The 13,755-nt window shown below is 75.0% G+C and carries 14 protein-coding genes; 11 read left to right on the top strand and 3 right to left on the bottom strand.

Features of this window, described 5'->3' with window-relative positions:
• Positions 1-168 precede the first annotated feature (168 nt).
• The gene (gene glmM, locus ACGFZP_RS32705) at positions 169-1,533 is read left to right on the top strand and encodes a phosphoglucosamine mutase (RefSeq protein ID WP_387948295.1); all 1,365 of its coding nucleotides are present in this window, start codon (positions 169-171) and stop codon (positions 1,531-1,533) included.
• Positions 1,534-1,616: 83 nt separating this feature from the next.
• On the opposite strand, the gene coaA is transcribed toward glmM, so the two are convergent.
• Entirely contained in the window at positions 1,617-2,612 is a 996-nt protein-coding gene (gene coaA, locus ACGFZP_RS32700) for a type I pantothenate kinase (RefSeq protein WP_392939859.1), read from the bottom strand.
• A 111-nt stretch (positions 2,613-2,723) separates the two neighbouring features.
• Between coaA and glmS the strand changes: the two genes are divergently transcribed.
• Positions 2,724-4,580, top strand: a complete 1,857-nt coding sequence (gene glmS / locus ACGFZP_RS32695) for a glutamine--fructose-6-phosphate transaminase (isomerizing) (RefSeq protein ID WP_392939857.1) — start codon at positions 2,724-2,726, stop codon at positions 4,578-4,580.
• 41 nt (positions 4,581-4,621) lie between these two features.
• Here glmS and ACGFZP_RS32690 read toward each other — a convergent pair whose 3' ends face one another.
• Positions 4,622-5,125: a Uma2 family endonuclease gene (locus ACGFZP_RS32690; protein ID WP_392939855.1), complete on the bottom strand. Its 504-nt coding sequence runs from the start codon at positions 5,123-5,125 to the stop codon at positions 4,622-4,624.
• Between ACGFZP_RS32690 and ACGFZP_RS32685 the strand changes: the two genes are divergently transcribed.
• The 5 genes from ACGFZP_RS32685 (at position 5,124) to ACGFZP_RS32665 (ending at position 10,410) form a co-directional block, all read left to right on the top strand.
• The gene (locus ACGFZP_RS32685; protein ID WP_392939854.1) at positions 5,124-6,671 is read left to right on the top strand and encodes an NAD(P)H-hydrate dehydratase; all 1,548 of its coding nucleotides are present in this window, start codon (positions 5,124-5,126) and stop codon (positions 6,669-6,671) included. The two genes, ACGFZP_RS32690 and ACGFZP_RS32685, sit on opposite strands and share 2 nt — an antisense overlap.
• A 140-nt stretch (positions 6,672-6,811) precedes the next feature.
• On the top strand, positions 6,812-8,029 hold the full coding sequence (alr, locus tag ACGFZP_RS32680; RefSeq protein WP_392939852.1) for an alanine racemase: 1,218 nt from the start codon (positions 6,812-6,814) through the stop codon (positions 8,027-8,029).
• Entirely contained in the window at positions 8,026-9,414 is a 1,389-nt protein-coding gene (locus ACGFZP_RS32675; RefSeq protein WP_392939850.1) for an alpha/beta fold hydrolase, read from the top strand. The genes alr and ACGFZP_RS32675 overlap by 4 nt, the downstream gene beginning before the upstream one ends.
• 94 nt (positions 9,415-9,508) lie before the next feature.
• Positions 9,509-10,012 (top strand): tRNA (adenosine(37)-N6)-threonylcarbamoyltransferase complex ATPase subunit type 1 TsaE, encoded by a 504-nt coding sequence (gene tsaE, locus ACGFZP_RS32670; protein WP_392939848.1) that lies wholly within the window; start codon positions 9,509-9,511, stop codon positions 10,010-10,012.
• A 146-nt stretch (positions 10,013-10,158) separates the two neighbouring features.
• A complete protein-coding gene (locus ACGFZP_RS32665; RefSeq protein ID WP_392939846.1) occupies positions 10,159-10,410 on the top strand; it encodes a hypothetical protein in 252 nt (83 codons plus the stop codon).
• A gap of 26 nt (positions 10,411-10,436) precedes the next feature.
• On the opposite strand, the gene ACGFZP_RS32660 is transcribed toward ACGFZP_RS32665, so the two are convergent.
• Positions 10,437-11,009 (bottom strand): hypothetical protein, encoded by a 573-nt coding sequence (locus ACGFZP_RS32660; protein WP_392939894.1) that lies wholly within the window; start codon positions 11,007-11,009, stop codon positions 10,437-10,439.
• Positions 11,010-11,183: 174 nt separating this feature from the next.
• On the opposite strand from ACGFZP_RS32660, the gene tsaB reads away from it, so the two are divergent.
• The 4 genes from tsaB to ACGFZP_RS32640 are packed head-to-tail and all read left to right on the top strand — an operon-like array spanning position 11,184 to position 13,699.
• Entirely contained in the window at positions 11,184-11,840 is a 657-nt protein-coding gene (gene tsaB / locus ACGFZP_RS32655) for a tRNA (adenosine(37)-N6)-threonylcarbamoyltransferase complex dimerization subunit type 1 TsaB (protein ID WP_392939844.1), read from the top strand.
• A 23-nt stretch (positions 11,841-11,863) separates the two neighbouring features.
• Complete coding sequence (rimI, locus tag ACGFZP_RS32650; protein WP_392939892.1) at positions 11,864-12,343, top strand: ribosomal protein S18-alanine N-acetyltransferase; 480 nt, start codon at positions 11,864-11,866, stop codon at positions 12,341-12,343.
• Positions 12,336-13,439 carry a tRNA (adenosine(37)-N6)-threonylcarbamoyltransferase complex transferase subunit TsaD gene (tsaD, locus tag ACGFZP_RS32645; protein WP_392939842.1) on the top strand — a complete coding sequence of 368 codons (1,104 nt, stop codon included), beginning with the start codon at positions 12,336-12,338 and terminating at the stop codon, positions 13,437-13,439. The genes rimI and tsaD overlap by 8 nt, the downstream gene beginning before the upstream one ends.
• Positions 13,436-13,699 (top strand): hypothetical protein, encoded by a 264-nt coding sequence (locus ACGFZP_RS32640; protein WP_392939840.1) that lies wholly within the window; start codon positions 13,436-13,438, stop codon positions 13,697-13,699. The genes tsaD and ACGFZP_RS32640 overlap by 4 nt, the downstream gene beginning before the upstream one ends.
• Positions 13,700-13,755: the final 56 nt, after the last annotated feature.

Genomic DNA, 13,755 nt, shown 5'->3' with positions numbered 1-13,755 from the left:
CGCCCTGGTGGTGCACACCCCTGGATGCGCTCTCACGCCCCGGAGTACCCCGTGTACTCCGGGGCGTTGTGCTCCCCGCCCGTTGTGCGGCGGCCGGGGATTTGATCGGATTTACTGCCGGGATTACTGCCGGGATCAGTGCCAGCAGCGGTGATGGAGGACGGGACAGTGGGACGACTCTTCGGTACGGACGGCGTACGCGGTGTGGCCAACCAGACTCTGACGGCGGAGCTGGCGCTCGGCCTGTCGGTCGCGGCGGCGCACGTGCTCGGCGAGGCGGGGGCCTTCGACGGCCACCGGCCGGTCGCGGTGGTCGGCCGTGACCCGCGCGCCTCGGGCGAGTTCCTGGAGGCCGCGGTCATCGCGGGCCTGGCCAGTGCGGGCGTCGACGTACTGCGGGTCGGCGTGCTGCCCACCCCGGCGGTGGCCTATCTCACCGGCGCCCTCGGCGCCGACTTCGGCGTGATGCTCTCCGCCAGCCACAACGCCATGCCGGACAACGGCATCAAGTTCCTCGCCCGGGGCGGCCACAAGCTGGACGACCGGATCGAGGACGCCATCGAGGCGCACTACCGGACGTACTCCGTCGGCAGCTCGGAGTGGAAGCGCCCGACCGGCGCCGACGTCGGCCGGGTCCGCGAGTACACCGAGGGCTTCGACAAGTACGTCGCCCACCTGATCGGCGTGCTGCCCAACCGCCTGGACGGCATCCGGGTCGTCATCGACGGCGCGCACGGCGCGGCCGCCTACGTCGCCCCCGAGGCCTTCGCCCGGGCCGGCGCCGAGGTCGTCCACACCCTGGGGGCGGAGCCCACCGGCCTCAACATCAACGACGGCGTCGGCTCCACCCACCTGGACCGGCTGCGCGTCGCGATGCAGGAGTACCGGGCCGACCTCGGCATCGCGCTCGACGGCGACGCCGACCGCTGCCTGGCCGCCGACGCGGACGGCAACGAGGTGGACGGCGACCAGATCATCGCGATCCTGGCCGTCGCCATGAAGGAGGCCGGCACGCTGCGCCGCAACACCGCGGTCGCCACCGTGATGTCCAACCTGGGCTTCAAGCTGGCGATGGAGCGCGAGGGCGTGGAGCTGGTGCAGACGGCGGTCGGCGACCGCTACGTGCTGGAGGCGATGAAGGAGCAGGGCTTCGCGCTGGGCGGCGAGCAGTCCGGCCACGTCATCCTGCTGGACCACGCCACCACCGGCGACGGCACCCTGACCGGTCTGATGCTGGGTGCGCGGCTGGCCGCCACCAAGCAGCCGCTGGCCGACCTGGCCGCCGTGATGACCCGGCTGCCGCAGCTGCTGATCAACGTCAAGGACGTGGACAAGAGCCGGGTGCACAGCAGCGTCGAGCTGGCCGCGGCCGTCGCCGAGGCCGAGGCCGAGCTGGGTGCCACCGGCCGGGTGCTGCTGCGCCCCTCGGGCACCGAGCCGCTGGTCCGGGTGATGGTCGAGGCCGCCGACCAGGTGCAGGCGAAGGCCGTCGCCGAGCGCCTGGCCGAGGCGGTCCGGACGCACCTGGGCTGACCCCCGCCCTACCGCACAGGGCCCCCGCCGTCTCGTACGGCGGGGGCCCTGTCGCGTGCGGGGTGTGTTCGGAGGGGGTGTGCTCAGAGCTTGCGCAGCAGCGCGCGGCGGACCTTGTGGTCCTGGCCCTTCTGCAGGATCAGGGTGGCCCGGCCGCGGGTGGGCAGCACGTTCTCCAGCAGGTTGGGCTTGTTGATGGTGCGCCAGACCTGGCGGCCGTACTCCATCGCCTCCTCCTCCGGGACTTCGGTGAACCGGCGGAAGTAGGAGTTCGGGTCCTGGAAGGCGGTCTGCCGCAGCTTGCGGAACCGGTCCAGGTACCAGTTCTCGATGTCGTCCGTGCGGGCGTCGACGTAGATCGAGAAGTCGAAGTAGTCGGCCACCGCCAGCCGGGTCCGGCCGTCGTTGCCGGGCAGGGCCGGCTGGAGCACGTTCAGCCCCTCGACGATCAGGATGTCCGGGCGCTCCACGGTGAGCCGCTCCCCGGACACGATGTCGTACACCAGGTGCGAGTACACCGGGGCGGTGACCCGGTCCTTGCCGGCCTTCACGTCCGCGACGAAGCGCATCAGCGCCCGGCGGTCGTAGGACTCCGGGAACCCCTTGCGGGCCATCAGACCGCGCCGGCGCAGCTCCGCGTTGGGCAGCAGGAAGCCGTCCGTGGTGACCAGCTCGACCCGGGGGTGCTCGGGCCAGCGGGCCAGCAGCGCCTGGAGCAGGCGGGCCGTGGTGGACTTGCCGACCGCCACGGATCCGGCCACCCCGATGACGAAGGGGGTCCGGGTGCGCTCGGTGTCGGGGGTGTCCAGGAAGGTGCCCACGGCGCCACGCAGTTCGTGGGTGGCGTGGATGTAGAGGTTGAGCAGCCGGGACAGCGGCAGGTAGACGTCGCGGACCTCGTCCAGGTCGAGGGCGGTACCGAGGCCGCGCAGCCGTTCCACCTCCTCCGCGGTCAGCGGCAGCGGCGTACGCTCGCGCAGCGCGCTCCACTCGGCCCGGCTGAGGTCCACGTAGGGCGACGGGGACGGGCCGGGCGTGGCGGCGCCCCGCGTACAGAGTTCGGTCAGCACATGCTCCATTGTGGGCCGTAGCGGCGTTCACGGCGGTTGTGGTGTCTGTCACGCGCTGTGGCACCAGGTGGAGACGAACGGCGCGAATAGGGCGCCGGAACCGCCCTTATGCTGGCACGCATGTGCGGAATTGTTGGATACGTGGGCTCGCAGCCCGCTCTTGATGTAGTAATCGCAGGCCTGCAGCGACTCGAGTACCGGGGCTACGACTCGGCCGGTGTCGCGCTGCAGGTGCAGGGCTCCGACGGGCAGTGGAGCCTGGCCACCGACAAGCGGGCCGGCAAGCTCGCCAACCTGGAGAAGTCGCTCGCCGAGACCCCTCTTCCCGGCAGCACCACCGGCATCGGGCACACCCGCTGGGCCACCCACGGCGGCCCGACGGACGCCAACGCCCACCCCCACCTGGACGACGCCGTCCGGGTGGCCGTGGTCCACAACGGGATCATCGAGAACTTCGCCCAGCTGCGGGCGGAGCTGACCGAGCGCGGCCGCACGCTGCGCTCGGAGACCGACACCGAGGTCGTCGCGCACCTGCTGGCCGAGGTGTACGAGGGCGACCTGGCCGAGGCCATGCGGATGGTCTGCAGCCGGCTGGACGGCGCCTTCACCCTCGTCGCCGTGCACGCCGACGCGCCGGACGTGGTGGTCGGCGCCCGCCGCAACTCGCCGCTGGTGGTCGGGCGCGGCGAGGGCGAGAACTTCCTCGCCTCGGACGTGGCCGCGTTCATCGCGCACACCCGCGAGGCGATCGAGCTGGGCCAGGACCAGGTCGTCGAGCTGCGCCGGGACGGCGTGACGGTGACCAACTTCGACGGCACCCCGGCGGACGTGCGCGAGTACCACGTCGACTGGGACGCCTCGGCCGCCGAGAAGGGCGGCTACGACTACTTCATGCTCAAGGAGATCGCCGAGCAGCCGAAGGCCGTCGCCGACACCCTCCTCGGCCGGATCGGCACGGACGGCCGGCTCACCCTCGACGAGCTGCGGATCTCCGACGCCGACCTGCGTTCGGTCGACAAGGTCGTCATCGTCGCCTGCGGCACGGCGTTCCACGCCGGCATGATCGCCAAGTACGCGATCGAGCACTGGACCCGCATCCCCTGCGAGGTCGAGGTGGCCTCGGAGTTCCGCTACCGCGACCCGATCATGGGCCCGGGCACGCTGGTCATCGCGATCTCGCAGTCCGGCGAGACCATGGACACCCTGATGGCGCTGCGGCACGCCCGCGAGCAGGGCGCCAAGGTGCTGGCGATCTGCAACACCAACGGCTCCACCATCCCGCGCGAGTCGGACGCGGTGCTGTACACGCACGCCGGGCCCGAGGTCGCGGTCGCCTCCACCAAGGCGTTCCTGACCCAGCTGGTGGCCTGCTACCTGGTGGCGCTCTACCTCGGCCAGGTGCGCGGCACCAAGTGGGGCGACGAGATCTCCGCGGTCATCAAGGAGCTCGGCGACGCGCCGAAGCAGGTCGAGCAGGTGCTGGAGACCATGGAGCCGGTGCGCGAGCTGGCCCGCTCCCTGGCGGACGCCAACTCGGTGCTGTTCCTCGGCCGCCACGTCGGCTTCCCGGTGGCCCTGGAGGGCGCCCTGAAGCTCAAGGAGCTGGCGTACATGCACGCCGAGGGCTTCGCGGCGGGCGAACTGAAGCACGGCCCGATCGCGCTGATCGAGGAGGGGCTGCCGGTCGTGGTGGTCGTTCCGTCGCCGCGCGGGCGGTCGATCCTGCACGACAAGATCGTCTCCAACATCCAGGAGATCCGGGCCCGTGGCGCCCGCACGATCGTCATCGCGGAGGAGGGCGACGAGGCGGTCGTCCCGTACGCGGACCACCTGATCCGCATCCCGGTGACGCCGACCCTGCTGCAGCCGCTGGTCTCCACGGTGCCGCTGCAGGTCTTCGCCTGCGAGCTGGCCACGGCCAAGGGCCACGAGGTCGACCAGCCGCGCAACCTGGCGAAGTCGGTCACCGTCGAGTAGTCCGCGCCCGTCGGCAACGGCGCCCCTGCGGTGGCTGCGTCCTACCGCAGGGGCGCCGTGTCGAGCGTGAAGGAGAACGGGGCGGGGAGGTCGATCGTCTTGCCGAAGTCGACCCGGGTGAGCGCGGTGCACCCCTCACCCTCGGGATCGGAGAACAGCGTGACCTTGCCCGCGCTCCGGTCGACCGGCAGATAGCAGGGGATGCCGGCGGCCGCGTAACCGTGGCGCTTGGCTTGCCGGTCCTCGTGCGGGTTGGTGGACGTCACCTCGAACACCAGCAGCACACCGGCCGGGTCGGCCCAGGAGTCGGCGTTCTCGAAATGGCCTGCGGGGCTGATCCCCCCGTCGGGGACGAACCGGCCCCTGGGCGTGATCAGGCCCTTGTTGCCCGAGGTCCGTGCCGAGCCACACGGTAGGTGTACGGACCGACACCGGCGGGGGATCGAAGTGGGTGTCACTCGAAGGTGTGCCGCAGGCCCGGCTCCCGTGGGGCGGTGACGCGGGCTAGCGTCGGCGGTAGCCGACCGCTGAAGGAGTTCCCGCATGCGTCATGCACACCCTGTGGAAACCGTCCGGGCCGCGGAGGCGGCGCTGATGGCCGAGCTGCCCGAGGGCACCCTGATGCAGCGGGCCGCCGTCGGCCTCGCCGCCACCTGCGCCCGGCTGCTGACGCGCCGCCGGGGGCGGGTGTACGGCAGCCGGGTGGTGGTGCTGGCGGGCAGTGGGGACAACGGCGGCGACGCCCTGTACGCCGGTGCGGCCCTGGCCCGGCGGGGTGCGCGGGTGACGGCGGTGCTGCTCGCCGCGCCCCGGGCCCATGAGGGCGGCCTCGCGGCGCTGCGGGCGGCGCACGGCCGGGTGGTGGTGGAGCAGGAAGTCGGCCTGGCCGACTTCTCGTGCGCCGACCTGGTGCTGGACGGCATCGTCGGCATCGGGGGCCGGGGCGGACTGCGGCCGCAGGCGGAGCCCTACGCGCGGGCGCCGCGCCGCGGGGTGGTGGTGGCCGTCGACGTGCCGAGCGGGGTGGACGCCGACACCGGCGAGGTGGCCGGGGCGGCGCTGCGGGCGGACGTCACGGTGTGCTTCGGCACGTACAAGCCCGGGCTGCTGATCGACCCGGGGGCCTCGTACGCGGGCGCCGTGCAGCTGGTCGGCATCGGGCTGGAGCTCCCGGCAGCCGGGGTGGAGGCCCTCCAGCACGCGGACGTGGCGGCGCTGCTCCCGGTGCCGGGGGCGGAGAGCGACAAGTACCGGCGGGGGGTCGTCGGGGTGGCGGCCGGGTCGGCGACGTACCCGGGGGCGGCGCTGCTGGCGGTCGCGGGGGCGCTGCGCGGCGGGGCCGGGGCGGTGCGGTACGTGGGCACGGCGGCCGAGGAGGTGGTGCGGCGGTTCCCGGAGGCGCTGGTCACCGAGGGCGGACCGGCCGGCGCCGGGCGGGTGCAGGCGTGGGTGGTCGGACCGGGCGGCGGGGAGGGGGCACGGCAGGCGCTGGCGGAGGCGCTGGCGGGCGACGTACCGGTGCTGGTGGACGCCGACGGGCTCACCGAGCTGGCCAGGCTCGGGCCCCCGGCGCTGGCCGGGCGGACGGCGCCCACCCTGCTCACCCCGCACACCGGCGAGGCGGCCCGGCTGCTGGCGGGCGCGGACGGCGGGTCGCCGCCGGCCGCCGACGAGCTGGCCGCGAGCCGGCTGGCCACCGCCCGCCGACTCGCCGGCGCCTACCGGGCGACGGTGCTGCTGAAGGGGTCGACCACGGTGATCGCCGATCCCGGCGGGGCGGTCCGGGTCAACCCCACCGGCACCTCCTGGCTGGCCACGGCGGGCAGCGGTGACGTCCTCGCGGGCCTGGCCGGCTCCCTGCTGGCCGCCGGCCTCCCCGCGCTGGACGCCGCCTCCGTCGCCGCGTACCTGCACGGCCTGGCCGGCCGCACGGCCGCCGCCCCGCCCGGCGGACCGCACGCCGCACCCCTCCCGGCGGACACGGGCGGCGCCCCGGTGACGGCCATGGAGGTGGCGGCCGCCCTGTCGACGGTCTGGCGGGACGTCCGCGCGGCGGCGGGCGGCGGGGAACGGGCCGACCGGTCCGCATAGCCGCAGGTGGAACCGGTGGCGCCGCGCACGCGTCGGGATGGGGTGCCGGACGGTTCAAGGCGCGCGGCGTACAGGGGTGGGGGCGCCGCGCCGACGGGCCCTTCGGCGAGGACCCCGGGACGTCTGGGAGACTGACCCTGATGACAACTGCGAAGACCACCGGCTCGGCCACCCTCACCGACGGCGTAAGGGCCGAGGCGACCATTGATCTGGCCGCCCTGCGCGGCAACCTCGCCGCGCTGCGTGAGCGGGTCGGACCGGCGGCCGTGATGGCCACGGTCAAGGCGGACGCCTACGGCCACGGCGCGCTCCGGTGTGCCCGCGAGGCGGTCGCCGCAGGGATCGGCTGGCTGGGCACCGCGCTCCCGCAGGAGGCGCTGGCGCTGCGCGCCGCCGGCATCGGCCCCGAGCGGGCCCGCATCCTCTGCTGGCTCTGGACCCCGGGCGGCCCCTGGCGGGAGGCGCTGCGCGCGGACGTCGACGTCTCCGTCAGCGGCCGCTGGGCGCTCGACGAGCTGCTGGCCGCCGTCCGCGCGACCGGCATCCCCGCCCGGGTGCACCTGAAGGCCGACACCGGCCTCGGCCGCAACGGATGCCAGCCGCACGACTGGCCCGAGCTGGTCGCCGCCGTCCGCCAGGCCGAGGCCGAGGGCCTGCTCAGGGTGGTCGGCGTCTGGTCGCACTTCGCCGCGGCGGACGAGCCCGGCCACCCCTCGATCCAGGCCCAGCTGGACTCCTACCGCGAGGCGCTCGCGCACGCGGAGGCGGCCGGGCTGCGCCCGGACGTCCGCCACCTGGCGAACTCCCCGGCGACGCTGCTGCTCCCGGAGTCGCACTTCGACATGGTCCGCTCCGGCCTGGCGATGTACGGCCTGTCGCCCGTCCCCGAGGTGGGCGGCCCGGCGGACTTCGGACTGCGCCCGGTGATGTCCCTGACGGCCCGCCTGGCGCTGGTCAAGCACGTCCCGGGCGGCCACGGCGTCAGCTACGGCCACCACTACACCACCCCGGGCCCGACCACCCTCGGGCTCGTCCCGGTCGGCTACGCGGACGGCGTCCCCCGGCACGCCAGCGGCACCGGGCCGGTGCAGATCGCGGGCAAGTGGCGCACGGTGGCCGGCCGGGTGGCGATGGACCAGTTCGTGGTGGACCTCGGCGGCGACACCCCGGAGGTCGGCGACGAGGTGCTGCTGTTCGGCAACGGCGAGCAGGGCGAGCCCACCGCCGAGGACTGGGGCCGCGCCTGCGGCACCATCTCCTACGAGATCGTGACCAGGATCGGCGCCCGGGTGCCGCGTACCTACGTCGGCGGAATCGCCGAGGCCCCGGCCGGCGCCGCCGAAGGCCCGGCGGTATGAGCGAGGACGCCGGCTCCGGCCCGGTGGCGGCTGTGGCCAGGGCGGCCGGCGCGGCGTCCGGGGTGAGCCGGGCGGGCCTGATCGGGATCTCGGTCGGCGTGGTCGCGGCCGGCGCCGCCGCGGGTGTGGCGATCGAACGGCTGACCGTCGGCCGGGCGATGCGCCGCCGGGCCCGCGCCGAGCTGGACGCCGAGGCCCCCTACGGCTCGCTGCGCGGACGCCCGCGGCTCGTCCCCGCCCCGGACGGCACCGAGCTCTACGTCGAACTGGACGGCGCCGGCTGGCCCGGGCCCCTTGCCCTCGGGGCCCCCGCGGCACCGCTGCACGACGGCTCCGGGCGGCGCGGCTGGTTCGCCCGCCGCGCCGAGGAGGCCGGCCCGGACGGCGAGCGCCCGGTGGACCGGGCCGGACTGCCCGGGCTGCTGGCAGGCTCCGGCGCGCTGGCCCGGGCCGGGAGCCGCCAGGGCTTCGGCGCGGACGCCCCCGCCGGCCGGGAGCCGCTGACCGTCGTCTTCTGCCACGGCTACTGCCTCAACCAGGACAGCTGGCACTTCCAGCGCGCCGCGCTGCGCGAGGGCGTGCGGCTGGTCTTCTGGGACCAGCGCAGCCACGGCCGCTCCGAGCGCTCCCGCTCCTACCTGGCCGGCGAACCCGCGAGCATCGACCAGCTCGGCGGGGACCTCAAGGCCGTGCTCGACGCCGTCGTGCCGACCGGGCCGATCGTGCTGGTCGGCCACTCGATGGGCGGCATGACCGTGATGGCGCTGGCCGACCAGCACCCGGAGCTGTTCCGGGAGCGGGTCGCCGGGGTCGCGCTGATCGGCACCCTGGCGGGGGACTGGGACGCCGTCACCCTCGGCCTGCCCGCCGTGGGCGCCAAGCTCCTCAAGCGGGCCGCGCCGGGCGTGATGAAGCTGCTCGGCCGCCAGGTCGAGCTGGTGGAGGCGACCCGGCGGTTCGGGGCGGACTTCGCCGCGGTCTTCTACCGGAAGTTCTCCTTCGGCGGCCGGGACGTCGACCCGGGCGTCGTCCGGTTCGCCGAGCAGCTGCTGGACGCCACCCCGATCGACGTGGTCGCCGAGTTCTACCCGGTCTTCGGCGCGCACGAGAAGACGGCGGCGCTGGCCACCCTGAGCGGCATCCCCACCCTGGTACTGGCCGGGACGAAGGACCTGCTCACCCCGCCCGGCCACAGCGCGGCGATCGCCGAACGGCTGCCCGGTGCCGAGCTGGAGCTGGTCGAGGACGCCGGACACCTGGTGATGCTGGAGCGCCCCGAACTGGTCGACCGGCGGCTGGCCGCACTGCTGCGCCGCGCCGCCGCCTTCCGGGGCGCGGCCCCGCCGCCGGCCGCGGTGTCCGAGCCCGCCGAGCCGCAGGACTGAGAGCCCGGGGCCGGCCGGCCGCGCGGATGTGGCACCGTAGCGGAGGGCGGCCGGAGGTCGGCACGCCGTACGGACCGAAGGGCATGACACGCGCATGGGCTCGCACGCCACTCTCACCGTCCCCACCCCCGAGCGGATGGGCCGGCTCGGCCGGGAGCTGGCCGCGCTGCTGCGGCCGGGGGACCTCGTGCTGCTCTCCGGTGAGCTGGGGGCCGGGAAGACCACGCTGACCCGGGGGCTCGGGGCGGGCCTCCAGGTGCGCGGCGCGGTCACCTCGCCGACCTTCGTGATCGCCCGGGTGCACCCGTCGCTGGTCGGCGGCCCGTCGCTGGTGCACGTGGACGCGTACCGGCTGGGCGGGGACCTGGACGAGATGGAGGACCTCGACCTGGACGTCTCGCTGCCGGAGTCGGTGGTGGTGGTCGAGTGGGGCGAGGGCAAGGTCGAGCGGCTCTCCGAGGACCGGCTGGAGGTGCGGATCGAGCGCGCCCTCGGCGACACGGCCGACGGGGCGGACGGCGACCTGGACCCGCGCCGGGTGCTGCTGACCGGCGTCGGCCCGCGCTGGGAGGGCGTGGAGCTCACCGCGCTGGGCTGAACGGGAGGGCCCGGACACGGCCCGGGCGCGCCGCCGCTGCCCGAAAGGGTCGCTTCCCGACAGGCTGTCGGCAAAGTGTTGCGGGCGGGGTGCCGGGCGTGATGGGATGGGTGCTGCGGTTAGGTCTGCCTAACTAGGGAGGCGCCATGTCGAGCACCACCCCCGTTCCGGAGCGCGCACCGCGCGGAGCCGGAGCCGGAGAGCCCGCCCACAGCGCTCACGCCCAGGCGTCCCCCGGGAGCCAGGCGGCGCAGGGAGCGCCGATGCGGGCCCTGCTGGCCGCGTGCGCGGCCGCGGAGGCGGTGTCCACCCCGCCCGAGCGCCCGGAACGCCCCGAGCGCCGCACGGCCGCGGACCGCACGGAGACGGCCGAGGCCGCCACCCCCCGCGCGGCCTGACGACGGCTCCTAGGACCGGACAGCGCCTAGGCGATCACGACCACCTTGGTGCCGTTCGGCGCGAAGTCCCAGAGCAGCTGCCCGTCCTGGCGGCTGCTGCGGATGCCGCCGGTCTTGCCCTTCGGGTCGGCGGTCGCGGTGGCGCCGTCGACGGCCGCGCTGAAGCCGAACACCACGCCGTTCTGCTGGGTGAACCGCACCACGTGCTCGATCTGGCGGCCGTCGGTACCCGTGGTGGCGGGGGTGCGGCTGTAGACGGGGTAGCTGCCCGGGGTCGGCTCCACGGTGCCCGGGGTGACCGTGAAGGCGGCCACCACCTGCGGGGTCTTCTTCGGGTCGACCAGCCAGACGCTGTGGCTGCCGACCGAGTAGACGACCCGCAGCCCGGCGCCCGAGCTCGCGGGCAGCGCGGGGACGGTCGGCGTGGCCGGGGCGGAGGGCGTGGCCGTGGCCGTCGGGCCGCTCGACGAGGAGGACGCGCTCGGACTGGGGTGCGGACCGCCCGCGCGCTCCTGCGCGCCGTTGGCCTGGAAGGCCAGCAGGCTGACCACCGCCAGCGCCCCCAGGGTCAGCCCGGTGACCACCACTCCCGGACCCATCTTCGCCACGTGCCGCTCCCACCGCCGTCCCAAAACCCGTCGGCCCCATCGTGCCAGGTCCACCCGCCCGGACCCGCACCCCGTAGGACGTGTGTTCCGAATCCGGACACCCGGTCGACCGGGTGGACCGGCTCCGGCGGCCGCCGCCCGCCCCGACCGGTCTAACCTTGACCCGTGCTGCTGCTCGCGTTCGACACCGCTACCCCCGCCGTCACCGCCGCCGTCCACGACGGCACGGCCGTCCTCGCCGAGACCGACCAGGTCGACGCCAGGCGCCACGGCGAACTGCTCCTCCCCGCCATCGACCGGGTGCTGCGGGAGGCCGGTGTCGACAAGCACCGGCTCACCGGCATCGCCGTGGGCGTCGGCCCGGGCCCGTACACCGGCCTGCGGGTCGGCCTGGTCACCGCCGCGGCCCTCGGCCACGCGCTCGGCCTGCCCGTGCACGGCGTCTGCACCCTGGACGCGATCGCCCACCGGGCCCGCGCCGAGGGCCTGGCCGGCGTGCCGTTCACGGTGGCCACCGACGCCCGCCGCAAGGAGGTCTACTGGGCCTCCTACGACGCCGACGGCCGCCGTACCGAGGGGCCCGCCGTGGACCGCCCGGCCGAGCTGGCGCCGCACCCGCGGGCGGTCGGCGCCGGTGCGCTGCTCTACCCGGAGGCCTTCCCCGGCGCGCACGGCCCCGAGCACGTCTCGGCCGGCGCGCTCGCCGACTTCGCCGCCGCCGAGCTGGCCGCCGGCCGCGAGCTGCTCCCCACCGTGCCGCTCTACCTGCGCCGCCCGGACGCCCAGGTGCCGGCCGGCTACAAGGCGGTGCTCCCGGCGTGAGCAGCGGCACCACCCTGCGCCCGATGCGCTGGTGGGACATCGCCCCGGTGATGGAGCTGGAGCTGCGGCTCTTCCCCGAGGACGCCTGGTCGACCGGGATGTACTGGTCCGAACTGGCCGAGGCCCACCCCGGCGGTACCCGCCACTACACCGTCGCCACCGACGCCGACGGCGCGATCGTCGGCTACGCCGGACTGATGGCGGTGGCCGGCGAGGGCGATGTGCAGACCATCGCCGTCGACCGGCGCCACCAGGGCGCCGGCCTCGGCGCGGCGCTGCTCACCGACCTCATCCGGGAGGCCGCCCGGCGCGACTGCGCCGAGCTGCTGCTGGAGGTGCGGGTGGACAACCCGCGCGCCCAGCGGCTGTACGAGCGCTTCGGCTTCGAGGCGGTCGGCATCCGGCGCGGCTACTACCAGCCCGCCAACGTCGACGCGCTGGTGATGCGCCTCGACCACCCCTGCACCGAACCGAAGGACCTGAAGGAAGACCGCCATGGCTGACGAACCGCTCGTCCTCGGTATCGAGACCTCCTGCGACGAGACCGGCGTCGGCATCGTGCGCGGCACCACGCTGCTCGCCGACGCGGTCGCCTCCAGCGTCAACGACCACGCCCGCTTCGGCGGCGTCGTCCCCGAGATCGCCAGCCGCGCGCACCTGGAGGCCATGGTCCCGACCATCCAGCGCGCCCTGGACACCGCCGGGGTCAAGGCCTCGGACCTCGACGGCATCGCCGTCACCGCGGGCCCGGGCCTGGCCGGCGCGCTGCTGGTCGGCGTCAGCGCCGCCAAGGCGTACGCCTGGGCGCTGGACAAGCCGCTGTACGGGGTCAACCACCTCGCCTCGCACATCTGCGTGGACCAGCTGGAGCACGGTCGGCTGCCCTCGCCGACGATGGCGCTGCTGGTCTCCGGCGGGCACTCCTCGCTGCTGCTGAGCGAGGACATCACCACCGACGTCCGCCCGCTCGGCGCGACCATCGACGACGCGGCCGGCGAGGCCTTCGACAAGGTCGCCCGGGTGCTCGGACTCGGCTTCCCCGGCGGCCCGGTGGTCGACCGCACCGCCCGCGAGGGCGACCGCAAGGCGATCGCCTTCCCGCGCGGCCTGAGCGGCCCGAAGGACCCGGCGTACGACTTCTCCTTCTCCGGTCTGAAGACCGCCGTCGCCCGCTGGGTGGAGGCCAAGCGCCGGGCCGGCGAGGAGGTGCCGATCGCGGACGTCGCGGCCTCGTTCCAGGAGGCGGTCACCGACGTGCTGACCCGCAAGGCCGTCAAGGCGTGCAAGGAGAACGGCGTCGACCACCTGATGATCGGCGGCGGGGTGGCGGCCAACTCCCGGCTGCGTGAGATGGCCCAGCAGCGCTGTGACAAGGCGGGCATCCGGCTGCGGGTGCCGCGTCCGGGCCTGTGCACCGACAACGGCGCGATGGTCGCCGCGCTCGGCTCCGAGATGGTCTGGCGGGACCGCGCGCCGTCCTCCTTCGACCTGTCGGCCGACTCCTCGCTGCCCGTCACCGACGTGCACGTGCCCGCCGCGGCCGCGCACGGCGACGTCCACGGCCAGGCGTACCTGGCGCTGGGCGGCGACGCGCGGTGACCACCACCGCCGCGATGTGGGAGGCCCGGGCCGCGGAGGGGCGCGGCGCCGCGCTGGAGGCCTGGGTCCGCGAGGCGGTGCTGCCCGCGCTGCGCGGCTCGGCCGGCCTGGTCCGCACCGAGCTGTTCGACGCGCCCGGCGACCGGGTGCTGCTGATCACCTGGTGGACGGGTGCGCCCGCCCCCGTGCCCGAGCCGCCCGCCGGGCTGCTCGGCCGCCCGGTGCACCGCTGGTCCTTCACCCGTACGCACGCGGAGTAGACCGGCTCCGACACGCCTTCGACGCCCCGGCAGGGCCGGCGGGGAACCGAACAGCC

It is taken from the genome of Kitasatospora sp. NPDC048239 (assembly GCF_043202015.1).
GTDB lineage: Bacteria > Actinomycetota > Actinomycetes > Streptomycetales > Streptomycetaceae > Kitasatospora.
Note: the sequence above shows the minus strand (reverse complement) of the source record. Positions and strands in the feature narration are given on the sequence as shown.

Excerpts from the sequence above, each read along its gene's own strand:
- ACGFZP_RS32675 (WP_392939850.1), top strand. The coding sequence starts at position 8,026 with ATGAGCGAGGACGCCGGCTCCGGCCCGGTGGCGGCTGTGGCCAGGGCG.
- tsaD (WP_392939842.1), top strand. The coding sequence starts at position 12,336 with ATGGCTGACGAACCGCTCGTCCTCGGTATCGAGACCTCCTGCGACGAG.
- ACGFZP_RS32665 (WP_392939846.1), top strand. The coding sequence starts at position 10,159 with ATGTCGAGCACCACCCCCGTTCCGGAGCGCGCACCGCGCGGAGCCGGA.
- glmS (WP_392939857.1), top strand. The coding sequence starts at position 2,724 with ATGTGCGGAATTGTTGGATACGTGGGCTCGCAGCCCGCTCTTGATGTA.
- coaA (WP_392939859.1), bottom strand. The coding sequence starts at position 2,612 with ATGGAGCATGTGCTGACCGAACTCTGTACGCGGGGCGCCGCCACGCCC.
- alr (WP_392939852.1), top strand. The coding sequence starts at position 6,812 with ATGACAACTGCGAAGACCACCGGCTCGGCCACCCTCACCGACGGCGTA.
- tsaE (WP_392939848.1), top strand. The coding sequence starts at position 9,509 with ATGGGCTCGCACGCCACTCTCACCGTCCCCACCCCCGAGCGGATGGGC.
- rimI (WP_392939892.1), top strand. The coding sequence starts at position 11,864 with ATGCGCTGGTGGGACATCGCCCCGGTGATGGAGCTGGAGCTGCGGCTC.
- ACGFZP_RS32660 (WP_392939894.1), bottom strand. The coding sequence starts at position 11,009 with ATGGGTCCGGGAGTGGTGGTCACCGGGCTGACCCTGGGGGCGCTGGCG.
- ACGFZP_RS32685 (WP_392939854.1), top strand. The coding sequence starts at position 5,124 with ATGCGTCATGCACACCCTGTGGAAACCGTCCGGGCCGCGGAGGCGGCG.
- ACGFZP_RS32690 (WP_392939855.1), bottom strand. The coding sequence starts at position 5,125 with ATGCGGGAACTCCTTCAGCGGTCGGCTACCGCCGACGCTAGCCCGCGT.